23 protein-coding genes and 1 other RNA gene are annotated in these 21,320 nt (G+C 68.2%); 11 read left to right on the top strand and 13 right to left on the bottom strand.

Annotated features, from left to right (window positions below; genetic code table 11):
• Positions 1-68: 68 nt before the first annotated feature.
• Positions 69-875 (top strand): hypothetical protein, encoded by an 807-nt coding sequence (locus ACP7AU_RS09780; protein WP_426051281.1) that lies wholly within the window; start codon positions 69-71, stop codon positions 873-875.
• A 64-nt stretch (positions 876-939) separates the two neighbouring features.
• Entirely contained in the window at positions 940-3,138 is a 2,199-nt protein-coding gene (gene purL, locus ACP7AU_RS09775) for a phosphoribosylformylglycinamidine synthase subunit PurL (protein ID WP_426051280.1), read from the top strand.
• A 64-nt stretch (positions 3,139-3,202) separates the two neighbouring features.
• Here purL and ACP7AU_RS09770 read toward each other — a convergent pair whose 3' ends face one another.
• The gene (locus ACP7AU_RS09770) at positions 3,203-3,658 is read right to left on the bottom strand and encodes a peptidase S1 (RefSeq protein ID WP_426036812.1); all 456 of its coding nucleotides are present in this window, start codon (positions 3,656-3,658) and stop codon (positions 3,203-3,205) included.
• A gap of 108 nt (positions 3,659-3,766) precedes the next feature.
• Complete coding sequence (locus ACP7AU_RS09765) at positions 3,767-4,129, bottom strand: peptidase S1 (RefSeq protein ID WP_426051279.1); 363 nt, start codon at positions 4,127-4,129, stop codon at positions 3,767-3,769.
• A 221-nt stretch (positions 4,130-4,350) separates the two neighbouring features.
• Here ACP7AU_RS09765 and ACP7AU_RS09760 point away from each other — a divergent pair, with 221 nt between their 5' ends.
• Together ACP7AU_RS09760 and ACP7AU_RS09755 are read left to right on the top strand one after the other, a co-directional pair.
• Positions 4,351-5,913, top strand: a complete 1,563-nt coding sequence (locus ACP7AU_RS09760; RefSeq protein ID WP_426051278.1) for an alkaline phosphatase D family protein — start codon at positions 4,351-4,353, stop codon at positions 5,911-5,913.
• 318 nt (positions 5,914-6,231) lie between these two features.
• On the top strand, positions 6,232-6,651 hold the full coding sequence (locus ACP7AU_RS09755; protein ID WP_426036808.1) for a DUF305 domain-containing protein: 420 nt from the start codon (positions 6,232-6,234) through the stop codon (positions 6,649-6,651).
• Positions 6,652-6,654: 3 nt separating this feature from the next.
• Here the strand turns inward: ACP7AU_RS09755 and ACP7AU_RS09750 are convergent, their stop codons facing one another.
• From ACP7AU_RS09750 to ACP7AU_RS09715, 8 genes are all read right to left on the bottom strand, one after another.
• A complete protein-coding gene (locus ACP7AU_RS09750; RefSeq protein ID WP_426051277.1) occupies positions 6,655-6,966 on the bottom strand; it encodes a BlaI/MecI/CopY family transcriptional regulator in 312 nt (103 codons plus the stop codon).
• A gap of 1 nt (position 6,967) precedes the next feature.
• On the bottom strand, positions 6,968-7,345 hold the full coding sequence (locus ACP7AU_RS09745; protein ID WP_426036804.1) for a MotA/TolQ/ExbB proton channel family protein: 378 nt from the start codon (positions 7,343-7,345) through the stop codon (positions 6,968-6,970).
• A 72-nt stretch (positions 7,346-7,417) separates the two neighbouring features.
• Positions 7,418-8,242: a TIGR00282 family metallophosphoesterase gene (locus ACP7AU_RS09740; RefSeq protein WP_303695282.1), complete on the bottom strand. Its 825-nt coding sequence runs from the start codon at positions 8,240-8,242 to the stop codon at positions 7,418-7,420.
• A 6-nt stretch (positions 8,243-8,248) separates the two neighbouring features.
• A complete protein-coding gene (locus ACP7AU_RS09735; RefSeq protein WP_426036920.1) occupies positions 8,249-8,806 on the bottom strand; it encodes a 5-formyltetrahydrofolate cyclo-ligase in 558 nt (185 codons plus the stop codon).
• Complete coding sequence (locus ACP7AU_RS09730; protein WP_426051309.1) at positions 8,803-9,024, bottom strand: hypothetical protein; 222 nt, start codon at positions 9,022-9,024, stop codon at positions 8,803-8,805. The genes ACP7AU_RS09735 and ACP7AU_RS09730 overlap by 4 nt, the downstream gene beginning before the upstream one ends.
• 97 nt (positions 9,025-9,121) lie before the next feature.
• A non-coding RNA gene (gene ssrS, locus ACP7AU_RS09725) (6S RNA) lies at positions 9,122-9,284 on the bottom strand.
• 48 nt (positions 9,285-9,332) lie between these two features.
• On the bottom strand, positions 9,333-9,656 hold the full coding sequence (locus ACP7AU_RS09720; protein WP_303695281.1) for a cell division protein ZapA: 324 nt from the start codon (positions 9,654-9,656) through the stop codon (positions 9,333-9,335).
• Positions 9,656-9,916, bottom strand: coding sequence for a hypothetical protein (locus ACP7AU_RS09715; RefSeq protein WP_426051276.1), 261 nt, complete (start codon positions 9,914-9,916; stop codon positions 9,656-9,658). Before ACP7AU_RS09715 ends, ACP7AU_RS09720 begins: the two co-directional genes overlap by 1 nt.
• Before the next feature lie 135 nt (positions 9,917-10,051).
• On the opposite strand from ACP7AU_RS09715, the gene tkt reads away from it, so the two are divergent.
• The 4 genes from tkt to purT are packed head-to-tail and all read left to right on the top strand — an operon-like array spanning position 10,052 to position 14,440.
• Entirely contained in the window at positions 10,052-12,001 is a 1,950-nt protein-coding gene (tkt, locus tag ACP7AU_RS09710) for a transketolase (protein WP_426051306.1), read from the top strand.
• Positions 12,001-12,387: a VOC family protein gene (locus ACP7AU_RS09705; RefSeq protein ID WP_426051275.1), complete on the top strand. Its 387-nt coding sequence runs from the start codon at positions 12,001-12,003 to the stop codon at positions 12,385-12,387. Before tkt ends, ACP7AU_RS09705 begins: the two co-directional genes overlap by 1 nt.
• Positions 12,388-12,399: 12 nt before the next feature.
• Positions 12,400-13,236 (top strand): hypothetical protein, encoded by an 837-nt coding sequence (locus ACP7AU_RS09700; protein ID WP_426051274.1) that lies wholly within the window; start codon positions 12,400-12,402, stop codon positions 13,234-13,236.
• 10 nt (positions 13,237-13,246) lie between these two features.
• On the top strand, positions 13,247-14,440 hold the full coding sequence (purT, locus tag ACP7AU_RS09695; RefSeq protein ID WP_426036796.1) for a formate-dependent phosphoribosylglycinamide formyltransferase: 1,194 nt from the start codon (positions 13,247-13,249) through the stop codon (positions 14,438-14,440).
• Here the strand turns inward: purT and ACP7AU_RS09690 are convergent.
• The 3 genes from ACP7AU_RS09690 to ACP7AU_RS09680 form a co-directional block, all read right to left on the bottom strand.
• Complete coding sequence (locus ACP7AU_RS09690; protein WP_426051273.1) at positions 14,421-15,698, bottom strand: S41 family peptidase; 1,278 nt, start codon at positions 15,696-15,698, stop codon at positions 14,421-14,423. The genes purT and ACP7AU_RS09690 overlap by 20 nt on opposite strands.
• Positions 15,699-15,702: 4 nt before the next feature.
• The gene (locus ACP7AU_RS09685) at positions 15,703-16,989 is read right to left on the bottom strand and encodes a S41 family peptidase (RefSeq protein ID WP_426036792.1); all 1,287 of its coding nucleotides are present in this window, start codon (positions 16,987-16,989) and stop codon (positions 15,703-15,705) included.
• Positions 16,990-17,054: 65 nt separating this feature from the next.
• Positions 17,055-17,750, bottom strand: coding sequence for an EF-hand domain-containing protein (locus ACP7AU_RS09680; RefSeq protein WP_426051272.1), 696 nt, complete (start codon positions 17,748-17,750; stop codon positions 17,055-17,057).
• A gap of 129 nt (positions 17,751-17,879) precedes the next feature.
• On the opposite strand from ACP7AU_RS09680, the gene ACP7AU_RS09675 reads away from it, so the two are divergent.
• The 3 genes from ACP7AU_RS09675 (at position 17,880) to gap (ending at position 21,266) form a co-directional block, all read left to right on the top strand.
• Entirely contained in the window at positions 17,880-18,602 is a 723-nt protein-coding gene (locus ACP7AU_RS09675) for a response regulator (protein ID WP_426036788.1), read from the top strand.
• Positions 18,599-20,152 (top strand): ATP-binding protein, encoded by a 1,554-nt coding sequence (locus tag ACP7AU_RS09670; RefSeq protein WP_426036786.1) that lies wholly within the window; start codon positions 18,599-18,601, stop codon positions 20,150-20,152. Before ACP7AU_RS09675 ends, ACP7AU_RS09670 begins: the two co-directional genes overlap by 4 nt.
• Positions 20,153-20,258: 106 nt before the next feature.
• Positions 20,259-21,266 (top strand): type I glyceraldehyde-3-phosphate dehydrogenase, encoded by a 1,008-nt coding sequence (gene gap / locus ACP7AU_RS09665; RefSeq protein WP_303695268.1) that lies wholly within the window; start codon positions 20,259-20,261, stop codon positions 21,264-21,266.
• Positions 21,267-21,320 lie beyond the last annotated feature (54 nt).

The raw sequence follows: 21,320 nt of genomic DNA, 5'->3' as shown, positions 1-21,320 counted from the left end.
AGAGATAGCGTATCGCCGAACAGCCGGTTCCGGCTGAACTTTGATACGTGATGTGCGTAATGTCGGGTATGAGCACCTCGCCCCATCCGACTCTCGTTGCCGCCGACCCGGCACGGCAGACCCGAAGGCTGGCTGTCTTCGCCTGCATGGTCTTCGCGCTTGCTACCGGCCAACTGCAACAACTGGTGAACCTCGGGCAATCGCCGGCCGAGTTCGCTGCTGACAGCGATGCGACCCTGCGGGTCGTCGGCTGGGCCTTCGCCATCTGGGGGCCGATCTATCTGGGGCTGATCACCTACGCCGTCCGCCAGTTGCTGCCGAAGACACATGAGACCGAGATGCTGCGCGCGTTCGGCTGGCCATCGGTGCTCGCGCTGCTCGGTATCGGCTGGTGGATCATTGCGGCAGCGTGGGATCTGGAAGTCGCCACGATCGTACTGATCTTCGGGTCGCTGATCGTGCTGCTCATTCCGCTGTTGCAGAAAGCAGACGCCATCCGAAGGCTCGGAAAGGGCGACCGAGACCGATGGATGACGATCTGGCCGCTCGCTGCGCTGGCGGGATGGCTGACCGTGGCGGCTCCGGTGAACCTTTTGACCGTCGCAACAGGCAACGGCGACCTGCCGGCCATCCTTCCTCCGACCGCGTGGGCGCTGGTCGCTGTAGTCATCGCGGCGGCGCTCGGCCTGTTCGTCACCTTGCGGACGCGGGTGCTGGCCTACCCCCTACCGGTCGCCTGGGGGTTGTTGGGCGTATTCGTGGCCGAGCAGGAGAGGGGCAATGCCGTCCTGGCGTTCGGGTCCCTGGCGGCATCGCTGGTGGTGTTGGGGGGCGGCCTGATCATCGTGCTCGGACTGAGACGGGTCGCGACCTGAGGTCAGCGGTCCAGTTCAGGCGGGTGCTTGGGTTCACGCGAGAGTCCCGCTATGAGGCGCGGCCATGAGCGTTCCTGAAAAGACCATGGCCGAACTGGCCGCCGAATACGGCCTGAACCCCGCCGAGTATCAGGTCGTCCTCGACCGACTGGGCCGCGAGCCGAATCAGCTGGAGCTGGGCGTCTTCTCGGTGATGTGGTCGGAGCACTGCTCCTACAAATCGTCGAAGATCCATCTGGGAAAATTCCCGACCAAGGGGCCGCGCGTGATTTGCGGCCCGGGCGAGAACGCGGGCGTCATCGACATCGATGACGGGGATGCATGCATCTTCAAGATGGAGAGCCACAACCACCCCTCCTACATCGAACCCTATCAGGGCGCGGCGACGGGCGTGGGCGGGATCATGCGCGACGTCTTCACCATGGGCGCGCGCCCGGTTGCCCTGCTGAACGCCCTGCGCTTCGGCGATATCGGGCATGAGAAGACCAGGCGGCTGGTGAAGGGCGTGGTGTCGGGCATCGGCGGTTACGGCAACTGCGTCGGCGTGCCCACGGTGGCGGGCGAGACCAACTTCCATTCCGGCTACAACGGCAACATCCTGGTCAACGCCATGTGCGTGGGCCTGGCGAAGTCGGACGCGATCTTCTACTCGGCCGCGCCGGGACCGAACATGTCGGTGGTCTATTTCGGCTCCAAGACCGGCCGCGACGGCATCCACGGCGCGACCATGGCCTCGGCCGAGTTCGACGAGGATTCCGACGAGAAGCGCCCGACGGTCCAGGTCGGCGATCCCTTCGCCGAGAAGCTGCTGATCGAGGCGACGCTGGAGCTGATGGCCTCTGGCGCGGTCGCAGCGATCCAGGACATGGGCGCGGCGGGCCTGACGTCTTCGTCGGTCGAGATGGCCGGCAAGGGCGGCGTGGGGATCGAACTCAACATGGATGCCGTCCCCCAACGGGAAACCGGCATGTCCGCCTATGAGATGATGCTGTCCGAGAGCCAGGAACGGATGCTGGCCGTGCTGAAGCCGGGCCGCGAACAGGATGGACACCGCATCTTCGAGAAGTGGGGCCTGGACGCCGCCGTCATCGGCATGACGACAGAGACCGGCCGGTTGGTGCTGAACCACCACGGCGAGGTGGTCTGCGACGTGCCTCTGGCGCCGCTGTTCGACGATGCGCCGATGTATGACCGGCCGTGGGTTCAGCCCGCGCTGCATCCGCGCCTGTCGCCGGGCGAGGTTCCGGCGCCGACGGTGTGGGAAGACGCGGTGCTGAAGGTGCTGGCCTGTCCCGACATGGCATCGAAGCGCTGGATCTGGGAACAGTACGACCGCCATGTGATGGCCGACACCCTGCAGGATTCGGCCACCGGCGCCGACGCCGGCGTGGTGCGGGTGCACGGCACGGACAAGGGTCTGGCCATGACCTCGGACTGCACGCCTCGCTACGTCCAGAACGACCCCTACGAGGGCGGCAAACAGTGCGTCGCCGAGGCGTGGCGCAACCTGACGGCCGTCGGCTCCCTGCCCATCGCCATCACCGACAATCTGAACTTCGGCAATCCGCAGCGGCCCGAGATCATGGGTCAGATCGTCCGCGCCATCGACGGCATGGCCGAGGCCTGCCGCGAACTGGACTTCCCGGTCGTGAGCGGAAACGTCAGCCTGTACAACGAGACCAACGGCGTCGCGATCCCGCCGACCCCGACCGTCGGCGCCGTCGGCCTGCTGACCAACTATGACATCGTGACCGGCTTCTCGACCATGGAGGCCGGAGACTCGCTGGTCCTGATCGGCGAGACGCAAGGCGAGCTGGGCGCTTCGATCTATCTGCGCGAGGTGCTGGGCCGCGAGGACGGGGCGCCGCCGCCGGTGGACCTGAAACTGGAGCGCAAGACCGGCGACTTCGTGCGCGCGATGATCGAGGGCGGTCGCCTGACCTGCGTGCACGACCTTTCAGACGGCGGCCTGATCGGCGCGGCTGCGGATCTGGCGCTGGCCTCCGATGTCGGGGTGGTGCTGGACGCCTCAAGCGCGACCCACGCCCACGTTCTGCTCTTCGCGGAAGACCAGGCCCGCTACCTGGTCGCCGTTCCGAACCCGCAGGACGTTCTGGCGGCGGCGCGCGAGGCGGGTCTGCACGCCTCTGTCGTCGGCCACGCCATGGGCGATGCCTTCGCCTCGACGGACCTGTTCAGCATCCCGCTGAAGCATCTGCGGGAAATCCACGAGGGCTGGATGCCCGGCTGGATCGAGGGCTAGCATAAAGAAAAGCCGGACCGCCTCGAAGACGGCCCGGCGAACGCTGAGCCAATCGATTGGAGCCTCAGTTCGACTCGGAGATCAGCAAGGTCGAGGACGAAGCCTCGCCGACGGCGCCGACCCAGACATCGTAGGCGCCGCTCCGCGGACGGCTGAAGTTGACGATCGGGTTTAGGCCCTGGGCGTCGTCGTTACAGTACCAGCGGCCGTCGGGTCCGTTGATGACGAGGCTGGTGTCACCGTTGGAGACGACCCCGAAGCTCAGCGGGAACGAGCCGGCCGTATAGGTGAACTCATAGTCCGGCGCGCTGGCGATCATGCCGACGCAGGAACCGCGCAGGCGCGAGGCGTCAATCGACCCCCCTGAATAGATGCTGACACGGATGGGATCCGGGGTGAAACCGGCGCGGGCGCGGGTGGCGCCCGATGTAGCGGCGGCGCTGGGATTCTGGGCGACGGCCGACGTGGCGGCGGCCATCAGAGCGGCGGCGATGGCTGAGGCGAGAAGTACAGTACGCATGGGTTGGTTTCCTCTGGTTTGAAAGGGTGTTGGACCGACGCGGCGCGGGGCTCCGACAGAGCCTGGACCCGAAGACGAGGCCCGGCATCATCAGTCCGGATGAAAGCTTCAGTAGTCGAGGCTGCCTTCGGTAATGACCAGGGTCGCGGGACCCGCATCGCCGACGGCGCCGACCCAGATGTCGTACTGGCCGCTGGGCGCCCGTCCCCAGACCAGACCCGGATTGAGGCCGCTGTTGTCATCGTTGCAATAGAAGCGGCCGTCGGGCCCGTTGATCACCAGGCTGGTGTCGGTTCCGGCCAGGACGCCGATGGCGAGACGACCGCCGGCCGAGCTGAAGTTCAGCACGACGTCGGGGCTGATTCCGACCGTCCCCACGCAGGAACGTCCCAGATCGGAGGCCTGATTGCCGCCGCCCGAATAGAGTTCGACCGTCACTGGATCGGGAACGAAACCTGCGGACAGGGACACGCTCTGCTGTGCTGATGCGCCCGTAACAAAAATGGCCGCTACACAGAGCGACACCGTGAAAATCACTGTTTTCAATCTCAGCCCCTACCCTGGTCAGACAGCCCCCTGTCGTCGCATAACATGACTCCCTGAAGCACGACCTTTCAACCTTCTTGTTTCTGACGACATCGTGCGTCCTGTCACACAGGTGCAGTATGCGGATCCGCGCTTCGGAGTTCGCCATGTCCCTGTTCCTGTCTCGCCGCCTGCTCCTGACCGGACTCGGCGCCGGTTCTGCGGCCGTCACCCTGCCTCGCGAGGGCCTGGCCCAGGCGGTGTTCGATGAGAACCCTTTCCAGCTGGGCGTCGCCGCCGGCGATCCCCTGCCCGACGGGTTCGTCATCTGGACGCGGCTGGCGCCGCGGCCGATGGAGCCCGGTTACGGGATGCCACGTCAGGCGATGGCCGTGACCTGGGAGGTCGCCGCCGACGTCGGTTTCGGCACGATCGTGCGTTCCGGCGAGGCCGTAGCCCGCCCGGAACTGGGGCATTCGGTCCATGTCGAGGTCGAGGGGCTGGAGCCCGGCCGGCCTTATTTCTATCGCTTCCGCGTCGGCAGTGAACGTTCTGGCGTCGGCCGCGCCAAGACCACGCCGGTCGTGGGCGCGCCTCTGGCCCAGGTGAAGTTCGGCGTCGCCGGCTGTCAGGCGATCGAGAGCGGATATTACACCGCCCACCGCAAGATGGCCGCAGAAGACCTGGATTTCGTCTTCTTCTATGGGGACTACATCTACGAGGGACGCGGCAACCGCACCTACGGCGGGACATCGACCCAGGAGAACCTGCGCGTCCATCAGGGCGGGGAGGTCTATTCCGTCGATGACTATCGGCACCGATACGCCCAGTACACGATGGATTCCGACCTTCAGTCCGCGCGCCAGTCGGCGGCCTGGTTCGTGGTCTGGGACGACCACGAGATCGACAACAACTGGGTCTCCGACATCGATCAGGAGGGATCGCCGGCCGAGGTCTTCGCCCTGCGCAAGGCGGCCGCGATGCAGGCCTTCTATGAGCATATGCCGCTGCGCCGGTCGTCCTTCCCGCGCGGCTCCCAGATGCAACTGTATCGCAAGGCGACCTATGGCGACCTGCTGGACATACATCTGCTCGACACGCGCCAGTACCGCTCGGACCAGCCCTGCGGAGACCGGTTCAACTCGAGTTGCGAAGCCATCGATGCGCGTGAGGCCGAGGTCCTGGGCGAGGCGCAGCAGGCCTGGCTGTTCGACGGGCTGAACCGCTCGCAGGCGAAATGGCAATCGCTCGCCCAGCAGATCATGGTCATGGACCTGGATCGCAACCCGGGCGACGACTATGGCGTCAACCCGGACAGCTGGGCGGGATATCGCGTACCGCGTGCGAGATTGCTGAACCATATCAAGGAACGTCGCATCGACAACGTCGTCGTCCTGACGGGCGACGAGCATCAGAACTATGCGGGCGAACTGTTCATCGACGGCCGCAATCCGGAAGGCGAGCCGATCGCGACCGAGTTCGTCGCCACCTCCATCAGCTCCGGCGGCGACGGGGTCGACCGGCGGCCCGACATGGCGGCGATCCAGTCGGTGAACCCGCAGCTGAAATTCAACAACTCGCAGCGTGGCTATGTCGTCTGCGAGGTGACGCCCGAGCGCTGGCGCACCGACTTCAAGGTGCTGGACCAGGTTCACGACCGGACGGGCGTGCTGTCGACGCGCAAGTCGATGGTCGTCGAGGGCGGCAGCGCGCGGCTTCACGACGCCTGACGGATCGCGGCCGGAAACCGGACTCCGGAAAGCGGAGTCCAGATAGTCCGTTGAGTCCGGATCGACCTGAACGAAATCAGAAGGTTGAGATTTTGACCGTAGTGGAATTCGACTATCTTGAAGGATAGGCGATCACGCTGTCAGCGGCTGGATGAGACGATTTCAAAGACCTCCACGCGACGTGGGGAGCGGGCAGCGGAGAGCAAGACCCGGCGAGGATTTTATTCTCTTGTCGGCTTCGCCTGCGGCGCCGTGATGCGAGACGGCAGCCGGGTTTTGCAGCAAGCTGGCGACGACAGAACCAAGCAAAGGCCATCCATGATCCGTCATCCGCTCATCGTCGCAGCCGCCCTCCCCCTGTTGCTCGCCGCCTGTGACGGCGGCGGCGATCCGGTGCAGCAGGCGATGCGCGAAACCGCGACCGTCAACCAGGCCGCGACGGTGACGGCCGGCGAGGTCTCTGGACCTCATGACGGAGATCATGGGACGGCGGGGAATCAGGCCTTTGCAGCCTCCGAGGCGGAGATGCACCGGTTGATGTCGGCGGCGTCGGGCGAGACGGTCGATCAGGCCTATATCGCCAAGATGATCGCCCACCATCAGGGCGCGGTGGCGATGGCCGAGATCGCCCTTCGCGAGAGCCGCGACCCCGAGGTGCGGCGCATGGCCCAGATGGTCATCGCTGCCCAGACGCGAGAGATCGCCGAGATGCAGGCCTGGCGACCGGCCGCGAGCTGAGCGTCAGGCCTCGTCGAGGAAGACCCTGAGTGCGTCTCGGCGGCCCTCGAACAGGCGGTCGACGAGCGTGTCGACCTCCCCGGCCAGATAGTCCCGCCTCTCGATCGCGGCGTGATAGCGCTGTCGGCCGTCGTCGCGTTGGGAGCGGACCGCGCCCTTGCGCATCAGACGGCCGAGCAGCGTCTTGATGGTGGCGCCGCCCCAGGCATTGTCGGCCTTCACCGCCTCGATCAGGGAGGTGAACGACAGGGGGCCGTGATGCCAAAGGGCGGCCAGGATCGCGCTCTCCGCCTCGGTGACGGCGATGCGCGTCACGTCAGGCCCGCAGGACTGCGCGATCGACCCGGGCTTCGACGACCCAGTGGCAAATCACGCCGACCACGCCGACGAGCAGGCCCATCACCACCAGGAAGGTCGCCTCGGCCAGGCCGGGGGCCAAGACGTTGATCGGCTGGGGTCCGAACTTCGCCAGGGCGCCGAACATCATCAGGCCGTTGAAGGCGGCGCCAAGCAGGCCGAGCAGGGGCGCGCCAAGTCGTAGCGCCGACAGATAGGCCGAACCGCCCGACAGGTGCGGACCCGAGGCGACCTTCTTGACCGTCACAACGACGGCGGCGATGGCGGCGACGATCAGGGCGACGACGATGGCCTGAACAGGCACGGCGGCGTCAAAGAAGATGGTGACAGGCGTCATGGACGGCTCCTTGGACTACATGTGTAGACCAAGACGATTACACACGTAATCTTTACAGTCAACGGCGCCGTTTCAGGCGGCTGTCGGGATGTGCTGGCTGAGGCGGCCGCCGACGCGGATGGGTTCGATTCGGGTCGCGAGGCCGGTCTTGTCGTCGGTCTCGACATAGACGCCGCAGATGGTCGCCGGGCCGCTGGCGGGGTTGTAGCGGCCGCCGGAAATCCGAGTGGTGAAGCGCCGCAGGGGCTCTTCCTTCTCGTTGCCGATGACAGAATCATAGTCGCAGCACCCGCCGGCGTCGGTCTGATAGGCCGTGCCGCCGGGCAAAATCTGGCAGTCGGCGGTCGGGACATGGGTGTGGGTGCCGATGACCAGGCTGGCGCGACCGTCGCAGAAGTGACCCATGGCCATCTTCTCGGAGGTCGCCTCTGCGTGCATGTCGACGATGACGGCGTCGGCGACGTGACCCAGGGGGGCGGCGTTCAACTCTCGGTCCACGGCGCTGAACGGATCGTCGTTGGGGTCCATGTGGATGCGGCCCAGCACGTTCATGACCAGCACCGTCCGGCCGCTGTCAGTCTCGAACAGATTAGCGCCGGCGCCCGGCGCATCCATCAGCCGGGGATAGTTGGCGGGGCGGATCAGGCGCGGCTCCCGCACGATATAGGTCAGGGCCTCGCGCTGGTCCCAGGAGTGGTTGCCCAGCGTCAGGCAGTCAGCGCCGGCCATGAACAGCTCTTTCGCCGTGTTCTCGGTGATGCCGAAGCCGCCGGCGGCGTTCTCCGCATTGACCACCACGAAGTCGAGCTTAAGCACCCGCTTGAGGCCGGGCAGGTGGTCGGACAGGCCGTCGCGACCGGACTTGCCGATCACGTCGCCAAAGAAGGCAAGTCTCATGGAGGATTAGACCTTTCGGGCGGCGGTATAGCCGACCTCGGTCAGAACGCCATGCAGAGGGATGTCGTGCGACTCCATGGGCAGTCTCGCGGACCTCTGGCCCGCGAAGGCGAAGCCGATGCGAATCGCGTGGGGCCGCGCGGCGAAGGTCCGATCGTAGTAGCCGCCGCCCTGCCCCAGCCGCCCGCCGAAATCGTCGAAGGCCAGCAGCGGGGTGATGATCAGGTCGGGATCGACGACCTCGGCCAGAGGCAGGGGCGCAGGGCATCCGGCGGCGTCCACCTCCAGCGGGTCGCCTGGGGTCCAGCGGCGGAAGATCATCGGGGCATCGCGCTCCAGCGCCACCGGCAGACAGGCGGCGGCTCCAGCCGCGATCAAGGCGCGGGCCAGCGGCTCGGGATCGAGTTCGGATCCGATGGCGCGATAGAAGGCGACGAGGTCGGCGGAGGGAAGTTCAGCGGCATGGGACGCGACGCGCTCGGCCGCCAGCGGCTCGACCGAGGCCAACCGGCGTCGGGCTGCGCGGGCTTCGGCGCGAAGGGCTGGCTTGTCCGGGTGGGTCAGACGGACGTCCGGGCGTTCTTGTCGTAGGTCAAGAGGATCACGGCCAGAAAGACAGCGATCTCGGCCAGCATCAGCGCCCAGACCCAGGAAACATCCCGGAGCAGATTGCCGGTCAACAACATGGCGAGGATGAAGACGCCCGTTGAGGCCCAGCCTTCCCAACTCGCCGGAGATGCGCCCCAGCCGAGGCGCTTTGGACCGAACCAGCCGCGTTTCATGGCGTCATCCCCGCGCGCGACCTGGGTCAGCGCCGACCGGCGCTCGAGCAGCGAGCGACCGCGTCGCGAGCGGTAGCGCCCAAAAGAGAGGCAGGTTGGCGGCGCCGTAAGAGCCGTGAAGGACGGTTTAAATCCTCTCGAGCCTGGGTAGCCAGGTGGGCTCCGCGTATCCGACCCCACGAGGTCAGACAGGGGCAGATCCCTTCGAGTGAATTAAGGCCGCGAGGATGTGTTGCCTTCGACGAGAGCCACAGCATGACCCGCCACCGATCAAGATAGTCCTTCACCGGGGGCTGAACAATGGGCGACTACAGCAGCGATGCGATCTTCTCGATGCGGGCGGCGACGGCGTTCAGGGCCTCAGCGACGCCGGTGTCGGAAAGCGGGGTCGAGGCAGCGTCGGCGGAGACCGGGCCGGTCCCACCGCTCATCCGCACCTCATGCAGTTCGTCGGCCAGCACCAGGGCGGCCATCAGGAACAGGCGGATGTCGCCGACGTGGCCCACGTCGCCCGCGACCTGGCGCACATGAACGTCGAACTGCTTGGCGAGGATGCGGACCCGCTCCTCCTGTCCGTCGGCGCAGCCCACGGCATAGGGGCGTCCATTGATCTCGACCGTGACCGTCGCCATCAGGCGTCGTCCCGGGCGAGGATGTCGCGCACGGCCATGGCGGCGGCGGCGAGGGCAGCTGAGGCGTCACGCCCGGCGGCCTCGAGTTCGGCGATGCGGCGATGCTCGTCCGGTCCGGCGGGCGAAGGGATGGCGAACAGATCGTCATCGGCCACGCGCGGCGCGATGGCGGGACGCGCCTTCAGCTCCAGCACCTTGCGTTCCAACAAGGCGAGGGCCCGGTCGATCCTGTCGCGCGCAGCTGTCGAGGCGTCGGCCATCGTTTCCTCCAGATTTCGTATAGAACCCGCCGTGACGCCGGGGTAAAGCGGCGCGCCTCCCTTTTCCGCACCAAGACGAAAGGTCCATTCGTGGCCCGCCCCTCAGACGCACCCGAAAAAGCGACCCCGAAGATGATGGCGGACGCCATACGCGTCCTGGCGATGGACGGGGTTGAGAAGGCCAACAGCGGCCACCCGGGCATGCCGATGGGCATGGCCGATGTGGCGACGGTGCTGTTCTCGAAATTCCTGAAGTTCGATGCGAGCCGTCCCGACTGGGCCGACCGCGACCGCTTCATCCTGTCGGCCGGTCACGGCTCGATGCTGATCTACGCCCTGCTGCACCTGACCGGCTACAAGGCGGCGACGACCGAACAGCTGTCGAACTTCCGCCAGTGGGGATCGAAGACGGCCGGCCACCCCGAGTACGGGCACATGCCGGGCATCGAGACGACGACCGGCCCGCTGGGTCAGGGCCTGGCCAACTCGATCGGCTTCGCCATGGCCGAGCGGCATCTGGCGGCGAAATACGGCGACGACCTGGTCGACCACCGCACCTGGGTCATCGCCGGTGACGGCTGCCTGATGGAAGGCGTGTCGCAGGAAGCGATCGCGCTCGCCGGCCGCTACAGGCTGAACAAGCTGGCTGTCCTTTGGGACGACAACGAGATCACCATCGACGGCAAGGTCAGCCTGTCGGACGCGGTCGATCAGAAGGCGCGCTTCAAGGCCTGCGGCTGGGCCGTCAAGGCCGTCGACGGCCATGACATGAAGGCGATCAAGTCGGCGCTGCAGTGGGCGACGAAGCAGGACAAGCCGACCCTGATCGCCTGCAAGACCAAAATCGGGCGCGGCGCCGCCACCATGGAAGGCAGCCACAAGACCCACGGCGCCGCCCTGGGCGCGGCCGAGATCGCGGCGACGCGTCTGGGCCTGGCCTGGAACCACGAGCCTTTCGTGATCCCCGAGACCATCGACAAGGCCTGGAAGAAGGTCGGCAAACAGGGATCCAAGGCCCGCAAGGCGTGGGAGGCGCGCCTCGCCGCCTCGTCGCAGGCCGCAGACTTCACCCGCGCCATGAAAGGCGACCTGCCGGAGAGCGCGTTCGACGCCCTGAACGCCGGCATCGCCCGACTGATCGTGGACCAGCCGGCCCAGGCGACGCGCCAGGCCTCGGGCGCCGCGCTCGACGCCCTCTTCGGCGCCGTGCCGGAATTGATCGGCGGTTCCGCCGACCTGACCGGCTCGAACAACACCTTCGTCAAGGGCACGCCGATCCTGGACGCGCCGACCTATGAGGGTCGCTACGTCAACTGGGGCATCCGCGAGTTCGGCATGGCGGCGGCCATGACCGGGATGGCGCTGCACGGCGGGGTCATCCCCTACGGCGGCACCTTCATGGTGTTCTCGGACTACAGCCGTTCGGCGATCCGCATGGCGGCCCTGATGGGCATCCGCGTGATCCACGTCCTGACCCACGATTCCATCGGCCTGGGCGAGGACGGCCCGACGCACCAGCCGGTCGAGCACCTGGCGGCGCTGCGGGCGATCCCGAACCTGCTGGTCTTCCGGCCCGCCGATACGGTCGAGGCCTTCGAATGCTGGCAGCTAGCCCTGCAGCACAAGTCGACGCCCTCGGCGATGGCCCTGTCGCGGCAGAAGACGGCGGCGGTGCGTGTGACGGCCTCCGACGAGAACCTGTCGGCCCGCGGCGCCTATGAACTGCGTGCCTCGAACGGCGAGGCCCGGGTTACCCTGTTCGCCACGGGCACCGAGATGCCGCTGGCGCTGAAGGCGGCCGAAACGCTGGAGGCCGGGGGCACGCCGACGCGGGTCGTCTCGGTCCCCTGCTTCGAACTGTTCGAGCAGCAGGACGCCGCCTATCAGGCCTCGGTCATCGGCCGGGGCACGGTGCGCGTCGCCTGCGAGGCGGCGATCAAACAGGGCTGGGAACGGTTCATCGGCGAGGACGGTGCCTTCATCGGCATGACCGGCTTCGGCGCCTCTGCCCCGGCGGAGGTGCTGTACCGCGAGTTCGGCATCACGGCGGATGCGATCGTGGCGGCGGCCAAGGCTCGCCTGTAGTGAGCCGGATCGGCGCGGTCAGCCTGCTGGTCCGCGACTATGACGAGGCCATCGCCTTCTATGTCGGCACGCTGGGCTTCGACCTCAGCGAGGACACCGACATGGGCGACGGCAAGCGCTGGGTGCGGGTCACACCGACAGGCGGCCAGACCTCCCTGCTGCTGGCCTGCGCGACGACCGAGGCGCAGGTCGCCCGGATCGGCGATCAGGCCGGCGGCCGGGTCTGGCTGTTCCTGGAAACCGACGACCTGATGCGCGACCACGCCGCCTGGCTGGCCGCCGGGGTCACGTTCCGTGAGGCCCCAGGGTCCGAATCCTATGGCAAGGTGGTGGTCTTCGAGGATCTGTACGGCAACGCCTGGGATCTGATCGAACCGGCAAACTGAGGGGCGGCTGAGATGAAGATGATCACGAGTGCGGCGATGGTCGCCCTGATGCTGGGACTGGCCGCATGCGGTCAGGGCACGACCTCCCGGGCGGAGGGCCTCGCCGGTGCGGCGGGCGACCCGATCCTGGTCGAGAAGCCCAGGCTGTCCGCCGATATCGAGGCCATGCCCCGGCTGTCCGGCGACAGCCCGGCCATCGTGCGCATCAATGCCGAACTGGACCGCCTGGACGCCACAGCCGTGGCGGATGCAGGCGAATGCGGGCGGATGGCCGACAGCCAGGAGGGCGACGGCTGGACCCGAACCATCACGCGACCGATGACGGGTCCGGCCTATCTGACCCTGCGCGAGCATCTCGAAATCTTTTGCGGCGGCGCCTATCCCTCGACCTCGCAGACCCCGATCACCTGGGACCTTTCAACCGGCGAGCGCGTGAACTGGGTCGCCCTGCTCCCGGGCCTGGGCCTGGTTCAGGACCAGGCCGAGGAAGGGATACCGACCGACTACGTCTACAACGTCCGCTCGCCCCGGCTGGAGACGCTGTACGAGCGCAAGATGCTGGCGGAGGCGACCGACGCCGAACGGCGGGAAGCGTGCCAGGACGTGTGGAAACCCCTGACCGACGATGAGCTGGGTCAGGGCTTCCGCGTCTGGGCCGATGCCGAGCACGGCGGCGTGGCGATCGACGCCGACTATGCGCACGTGGTTCAGGCCTGTGGCGGAACCGTCTATCTCACCGCTGACGAGATGCGGGAGGCAGGCGCGCCTGCGGCGCTGATCGACGCCCTCGCCGCCGGCAAGACCGCCGGAAACTGGGCGCCCAGGGAAGATGCCGAAGCGGCTGAATAAGGACCATCTGATGAAACTCGGCACCCCTCTTTCCGACACCGCCGTCCGGGTGATGCTTCTGGGCGGCGGCGAACTGGGCAAGGAGGTCGCGATCGAGCTGCAGCGGCTGGGCTGCGAGGTGATCGTCGTCGATCGCTACGCCAACGCGCCCGCCATGCAGGTGGCGCATCGCAGTCACGTGATCCCGATGACGGACCCGCAAGTGCTGAATGGCGTCATCATGGCCGAGGCGCCGCACATCATCGTGCCGGAGATCGAGGCCATCGCCACCGAGGTGCTGGCCGACATAGAGGCGGCGGGGATGGCGCGCGTCATTCCGACCGCGCGCGCGACCCAGCTGACCATGAACCGCGAGGGCATCCGCCGGCTGGCGGCGGAGGAGCTGGGTTTGCCGACCAGCCCCTATGCCTTCGCCGGGTCGGCGGCGGAACTGGCGGCGGCCGCGCACGAGATCGGCCTGCCGGTCTTCGTCAAGCCGGTGATGTCCTCGTCGGGCAAGGGCCAGTCCTTCATCGACGCCTATGAGGACGCAGCCAACGCCTGGGCCTATGCGCAGTCGGGCGGCCGGGTCGAGACGGCGCGGGTCATCGTCGAGGGGCGGATCGACTTCGATTTCGAGATCACCCTGCTGACCGTTCGCTCGATGCGCGACGGCGCGGTGGTCACCGACTTCTGCGCCCCCATCGGCCACCGTCAGGTCAGGGGCGACTACGTCGAGAGCTGGCAGCCCCAGGCCATGAGCGCGGCCTCTCTGGCGACCGCGCAGGACATCGCGGGCAAGGTGACGGAGGCTCTGGGCGGGCTCGGGGTCTTCGGCGTCGAGCTGTTCGTGAAGGGCGACGCGGTCTGGTTCTCGGAGGTTTCGCCGCGCCCGCACGACACTGGGCTGGTGACACTGGCCACGCAGACACAGAGCGAGTTCGCCCTGCATGCGAGGGCGATCCTCGGTCTGCCGGTGGACGTCAGCCAGCGCGAGATCGGCGCCAGCGCGGTCATCTATGGCGGCATGGATGGGGTGGGGATCGCCTACGAGGGCGTGGCCGAGGCCCTGTCGGTCCCGACCGCCGACCTGCGCCTGTTCGGCAAGCCGGAAGCGTTCGAGCGGCGACGCATGGGCGTGGCCCTGGCGCGGGGCGAGACCACGGATCAGGCGCGCGAACGGGCGACCCTGGCCGCGAGCAGGGTCAGGCCGGTGGCGGGGTAGCCGGCCGCTCCGCCGCTTCCGCCCTTAGTCGCTCGATCTGGGCCACGGCGATCGTCAGACCCGGATCGCGACCGGCCCGGATTTCGCTCCAGTCGGTGTCCAGCACGATGTCCGGCGTGACCCCCGTCTTCTCCAGGCGGATTCCTGCGGGCGTGGTCATGTCGGTCATTCCGATCCGGATCCCGCCCCCGTCCGGCAGCTCGACCAGGCGTGATGCGATGACCGCGCCGCGTGTCGGCTCTCCGACGATCACGGCCCGGTCCAGTTCACGCGCCACCGCCAGATAGAGTTCGCCGCCGCTCGCTGAGGCGGAGCCGACGAGGATCACCACCGGCCCGAGATAGGGTCGTTCCGGCGGCTCGACATTGTAGATGCGGTTGATGAAACGGCCCTGTGTGACCGCAAAGTCGATCCGTCGATCAAACAGGTAGGACAGCATCAGGCCGGTCAGGTTCAGGCTGCCGCCGCCATTGGAGCGCAGGTCCACGATCAGCCCGGCGGGCGGCGCTTGCGCCAGCGCGTCGAACTCACCCTTGTACCAGTCGAAGGTCTCGCGGTCGAAATCGTCAAAGCGGATGTGGGCGATGTCCCCCTCGAGTCGCCGGGCTTCCATGCGCGGCAGGGGGTCCATCAGGACACCGGTCAGTTCGATCTGGTGACGCTCGCCGACCTCGTCAAGGAAGACGAACCGGTCGGCCCGGTCCTCGCGCGCGACCGAACCCAGGTGCGGACTGGCCCCGTTGATGCTCTCGATCTTCCAGCCCGGCATCACCCCGGCCTCCGCCGCCGGACTGTCGGGACGTACGCGGAGCACCCAGCGTTCATCGCCGCGCGGCAGAATGACAACGCCGTAGGCCGGCCGTTGGGCGCCCGCGTCATTCGCGGCCAGACGCTCGCGGCGGGTGGGGCTGAGGGTCTGGGTGTGATCGTCGCCGAGAACCTCGACCAGTTGCTCCAGCCGGGCGTAAAAATCGAGCTCCGTCGGTTGCGCAACGGCCTCTGCGCGACGGGACGCAGCCTCGGCGGCGAAGTTCGTTCCGTGGAAGTCGCGGCTGTAGAACAGCCGTTCGACATAGCGGACCGCCTGGTCGTAGACACGCGCGTTCAGGGCCGCGCGTTCGGCCGAACCGTCGGCGACCTGAACCGCCGGAGGCAGGCCCCCCGGACGCTCGTAAGGGATGGTCTGGCAGGCGGACAGCGCCAGGGCGGCAGCGACAAGGCTCGAACGCAACCAGCGCAGGGCCGTCGTCGCGATCATGGTCTCAGAGGCCTTCGGAGCTGATGGCCGGGACGACCGTCACCCTTGCCGTGTCCTGACGGGCCAGGGCCGCGATGGCCGCATCGAGCGCCGGGTCGAGACCCGCGCGGCGTTCCTCGGCCGTGCGGACCACGACGATGTCGGGCTCAACGCCGCGCTTCTCCAGCCGCACGCCGCCGGCAGTGATGTAGTCGGCGCGGCTGAGGGTCAGACGGCCGCCGTCCGGCAATGGACTGTCCTGCGAGATCAGAACGGCCCCGGCGGTGTGTTCGCCGACGACGAGGGCGCGGCCGGATTCCTGCAAGGCGGCCGGGGTAAGTTCGGCGGCGCTGCGGCTCGATCCATCGACAAGAAGGGCCACGTCGTTGGCCACGGGGCCGGACAGGGTCCCGCAGCCCGGCATGATCGACAGGGTCACCGGCCGGCCGCTGCGCGACACCCGCGTCGCCCATTCCTGCCGCGCCGGGAGGAAGCAGGACAGGGCCGCGTCGGCCTCGAGCAACAGACCGCCAGGGTTGCCGCGCAGGTCGATGACGACGTCGGTTTCTGGCGAGACCTCGGCAAGGCGTTGCCCCAGCCAGCGGCCGAGGCCGGACTCGAACCCTTCGATCCGCAGCACGACCACGCCGGGTCGCGACGCATCCACGCTGAAGGCCGGGATCGGATCCATGACGCGCGGGGTGACCAAGACACGCTGCAGGGCGCCGGCTTCGTCGGTCAGGTCGAGCTGCAGCGCACGGCCTTCCTCGACGTCGAAATCGACACCCCAGGACTGGCCGTCGATGGCCTGGAGCACCCAGCCCGGCTGGAGGCCCGCTTCCGCCGCCGGAGATCCGACGCGGACATTTTCGATACGCCACTGGTCGCCGTCCTGACGGGCCAGGGAGACCCCCATCACCGCGCGCCGGGTCCGCTGCTGGTCCTGACGGCGGGCGACGGCGGCGGAAATGGCGCCGGCGTGATCGTCGTCCAGCAGGTCCAGCATGCCGCTGAGCGCCCGGTACAGGTCGCGGTCGTCGTCGGCGGCGATGGCCTGGGGTCGCCAGGTCTCGCGGACGGCGTTCCAATCCAGTCCGTGCAGGTCCGGGTCGTAATACTGGCGACGAACGAGGTTCCAGACCGTGTCGAACACCCGCCCGTTCATGCGGGCGCGGTCGCGGGTCGGGATCGCGGGCGCCTCGATCGTCTCGACCGCCTGGGCGGAAACGGTCGAAGGCGCGAACGCCGCCCCCGTGAGGAGGACGGCGCCGGCGATCAGGGCAAGGAAGGCGCGGCGGGCGGGGAGAACCATCCCCGCCAGCCTAGACCGCCGAACCGCCGCGCCTCAAGTCACGAAACCGATGGCGCAACAGCGGATCAGTCGGCGTGCGGCGGTGCGGGATGTCCTTCGCCTTCGTCGAGGAAGCCATTGTTGTCAGCGTCCATCTGGCCGAACGCTTCGCGCATCGGGGCCAGGAACTCTTCCTGCGAGACCTTGCCGTCGCCATCCTTGTCCATCTCGCCGGGGCCGTCCGGACCGCCGAAACGATGGACGAAGACCTGATGCGAACTCGAACCGCCGGGGCCGGCGTGGGGCGGACCGCCCTCGGGACCACCCTCCGGGCCGCCGTGACGGAAGGAGAAGACGCGGACATCGCCGCCCGGACCGCCGGGGCCTTCGGGGCCGCCGAACATCATCATGCCGGGAGCGCCGTGACCGCCCGGGCCGCCTTCGCGGGTGATGATGTGAACGCCCGGACCACCGGGGCCGCCGGGACCGCCCATCATCATCATGCGATGGCCGGGGCCGCCTTCGCCGTGGCCGGCGGCCAGCTCTTCGGTCGACAGGCGTCCGTCGTCGTTCGCGTCGAGGCGATCGAAGGCGTCGCCCATCGGAGCCGAGAACTCCTCGCGCGTCACCACGCCGTCGCCATCCGCGTCGAGCCGGCCGGGGCCTTCGCCGCCCGCATTGACGATGCGGATCTCGGAGCGGGTCTCGACCCGGGGCGCGGCCTGATCCTGGGGTGCGGCGCCGTGCAGGGCGGCCAGCAGGGCGATGGCGATGACGGACATGAAGTCTTTTCCTTCAAGTTTCTGATGCGCCCTTGGACCATGGCGGGCTTGCCGGGGTATTTCAGGCTCCGGATCAATTGTTTCAGCCGTGAAATGGTACGGTCTATCTGTCAGGGCATGTAGGCGGCCATGAGCGATCCCTCCCCACGCATCCTCGTCGTCGACGACGATCCCGGCATTCGGGAAGTCCTGTGCGACTACCTGGGTCAGCACGGCTATCAGGCGCGCGGCGCGGCCTCGGCGGCCGAGATGGACCGGGCCCTGGCCGAGAGCCCCACCGACCTGATCGTGCTGGATCTGATGATGCCGGGCGAGGACGGGCTGTCGGTCGTGCGCCGGCTGTCGGGCACGCCGCCCGTCGTCATGCTGTCGGCCATGGGCGAGGACACCGACCGGATCGTGGGGCTGGAACTCGGCGCCGACGACTATCTGGCCAAGCCGTGCAATCCGCGCGAGCTGCTGGCCCGCATCCGAGCGGTGCTGCGTCGTCCGCGTGAGGACGAGGCTCCGGCGGGGGCGGCCCTGATGTTCGACGGCTGGCGGCTGGACCTCGTGCGGCGCGAACTGTCGCAGCCCGGCGGAGAGATCGTGACCCTGTCGGCCGGAGAGTTCGGCCTGCTGCGCGCCTTCGCCGAGCGGCCGGGCCGGGTCCTGACCCGCGACCAGCTGCTGGAAGCCGCGCGGGGCGCCGACGCCGACGTCTTCGACCGCGCGATGGACGTACAGATCAGCCGCCTGAGGAAGAAACTCGACGACGGCTCGGGTCGCGAACTGATCACCACGATCCGGGGCGAGGGGTATCGCTTCGACGCGCGCGTCCGACGGGCGGACCGGGCCGGGGCGCGGGCATGAAACCCCGGTCTTCGCCCTTCGGCTCCATGTCGGTCCTGATGCAGGTGGCCCTGCTCTCCGTCTTCGCGGTCGTCGCCTCCCAGGCCGTGGTCTTCGCGGTCGTCCTGACCGCGCCGCCGCCGCAGCCCGCCGGTTTCGGCATTCCGGCCGCCGCCGACGCCCTGGCCGGACGGCCCGCCGAGACCTCCGACGGCCGCGCACTCGTCCGCCGGGTCTCGGACCAGCCGCCCCAACACGACCCCGGTGACGGACCGGTTGAACGCGCGATCAGCATGGGGCTGGCCCAGAGGCTGGGCCGGGGACCGGGCGACGTGCGGGTGTGGCTGTCGCCGGAACGCACGCACTGGCGCCCCGCCCTGCCGCGCGGACCTCGCCCCCCGGATCAGGGGCCGCTGGTCGCAGGCGCCCGCATCACCGGGAGCAGTTCGAGCATTGTCTTCACCCGCCGGGCCGCGCCGGGCGAGGATCACCGGGCGGACCACGACGCCATCATGGCCGAGGTCGGCGAGGTGCTGGCGCGGCGCGGCATACCCTCACCCCCGGGCTCGAACGACGTTCGCGTGGTGACGGCTGGCGAGGGACCGACGCGGTTTACGGTCACCGCCGACCGCCTGACCTTCGCGCCCTTCTCGGCCTCGGTGCGGATGGACGACGGGCGCTGGGCCACGGTCGAGCCGCCGCATGGCCTGATCGACCCGTGGCAGATGCGGCTGCTGATCGCCCTGGGCATCACCGCCCTGTTGCTGGCACCGCTGGTCTGGCTCATGGCGCGTCGGTTGACCCGCCCGATCCGCCAGTTCGCCGAGGCGGCCGAGCGGCTCGGCGCCGATCCGGACGCCCCCCCTCTGGTCCCGTCCGGCCCGTCAGAGGTACGCACGGCCATCGGCGCCTTCAACGACATGCAGGCCTCGATCCGGGGCCATATGCGCCAGCGGACCCAGACTATCGCCGCTATCGCCCACGATCTGCGCACCCCCCTGACGCGGCTGCGGTTCCGCGCGGAACAGGCGCCCGAGGCCCTGCGCGACAAGATGGCCGCCGACGTCGAGGAGATGGACGGGCTGATCGGCCAGGCCATGGCCTTCGTGCGCGGCGAGGTCCAGGCGGAACGTCGCGAACGGCTCGACCTCGCGCATCTCGCCGCCGACTGCGCGGCGGGCTTCGCCGAGACCGGGGCGGCGGTGACCTTCTCGGGCGATCAGCCCCTGCCGGTCGAGGGCGACCCGGCGGCCTTGCGGCGGGCGGTCGCCAACCTGATCGACAATGCGCTAAAGTTCGGCGACGCGGCTCGCGTCGAGGCGGTCCGGTCGGGAGACAGGGTCGTCCTGACCGTCGCCGACGACGGCCCCGGCCTGCCAGAGGCCGAGCTGGACACGGTGTTCGAGCCGTTCCAGCGCGGCGAACGCTCCCGCAACCGTCAGACCGGCGGCGCGGGGCTGGGCCTCGCCGTGGCGCGCCAGGCGGCGCGGGCGGCGGGCGGCGACGTGACCCTGACCAACCGCGCCGGAGGCGGGCTGGAGGCCCGGCTGTCCCTGCCGCTCGCAAGCTGAACCGTTACATCCGATCATCCCTTGTGACGCTGCCGGGGTTGATCCTCAGCGCCGCCGGTCCCATTGAAGCGCCAACCATAAAACGCCGCTTCAGGAGCTCGCCCCCATGACCGTTCGCGTCGCCATCAACGGCTTCGGCCGCATCGGCCGCCTCGTCCTCCGTTCGATCGTCGAGCATGGCCGCCGCGACATCGAGGTGGTGGCGATCAACGACCTGGGGCCGGTGTCCACCAACGCCCACCTGCTGAAGTACGATTCGGTCCACGGCCGCTTCCCGGGCACGATCGAGCACGGCGACGACTGGATCGATGTGGGCCTCGGCAAGATCAAGGTCACGGCCGAGCGCGACCCGGCCAACCTGCCGCACAAGGCGCTGAACGTCGACATCGCCTTCGAGTGCACCGGCATTTTCACCGCCCGGGACAAGGCCGAAGCCCACCTGAAGGCCGGCGCCAAACGCGTCCTGATCTCGGCGCCCGGCGACAACGCCGACAAGACCATCGTCTACAAGGTCAACCACGACACCCTGACCGCCGACGACATCATCGTCTCGAACGGTTCGTGCACGACCAACGCCCTGGCCCCTGTCGCCAAGGTGCTGAACGACCTGTTCGGCATCGAGCGCGGCTATATGACCACCATCCACTCCTACACCGGCGACCAGCCGACGCTGGATACGATGCACAAGGATCTGTACCGGGGCCGGGCCGCCGCCCTGTCGATGATCCCGACCTCCACCGGCGCCGCCAAGGCCCTGGGCCTGGTCCTGCCGGAACTGAAAGGCAAGCTGGACGGCTCGTCGATCCGCGTCCCGACCCCGAACGTCTCGGTCGTCGACCTGAAGGTCGTCGCCGGTCGCGAGGTCACCGTCGAGGAAATCAACGCCGCGCTGCAGGCCGCCGCCGACGGTCCGATGAAGGGCGTCCTGGCGACGACGACCGAGCCGCTGGTCTCCACCGACCTGAACCACATCGCCGCCTCGTCCACCGCCGCCCTGCCCCAGACCCAGGTCGTCGACGGCAAGCTGGCCCGCGTCCTGACCTGGTACGACAACGAGTGGGGCTTCGCGACGCGGATGGCCGATACGGCGCTGGTGATGTCGAAACTGATGTAGGCTCTTTTCCGCTCATCCCCGCGAAAGCGGGGACCCAGTCCTTTGGGCGACAAT

Source organism: Brevundimonas sp. SL161, assembly GCF_049896985.1.
Lineage (GTDB): Bacteria > Pseudomonadota > Alphaproteobacteria > Caulobacterales > Caulobacteraceae > Brevundimonas.
Note: the sequence above shows the minus strand (reverse complement) of the source record. Positions and strands in the feature narration are given on the sequence as shown.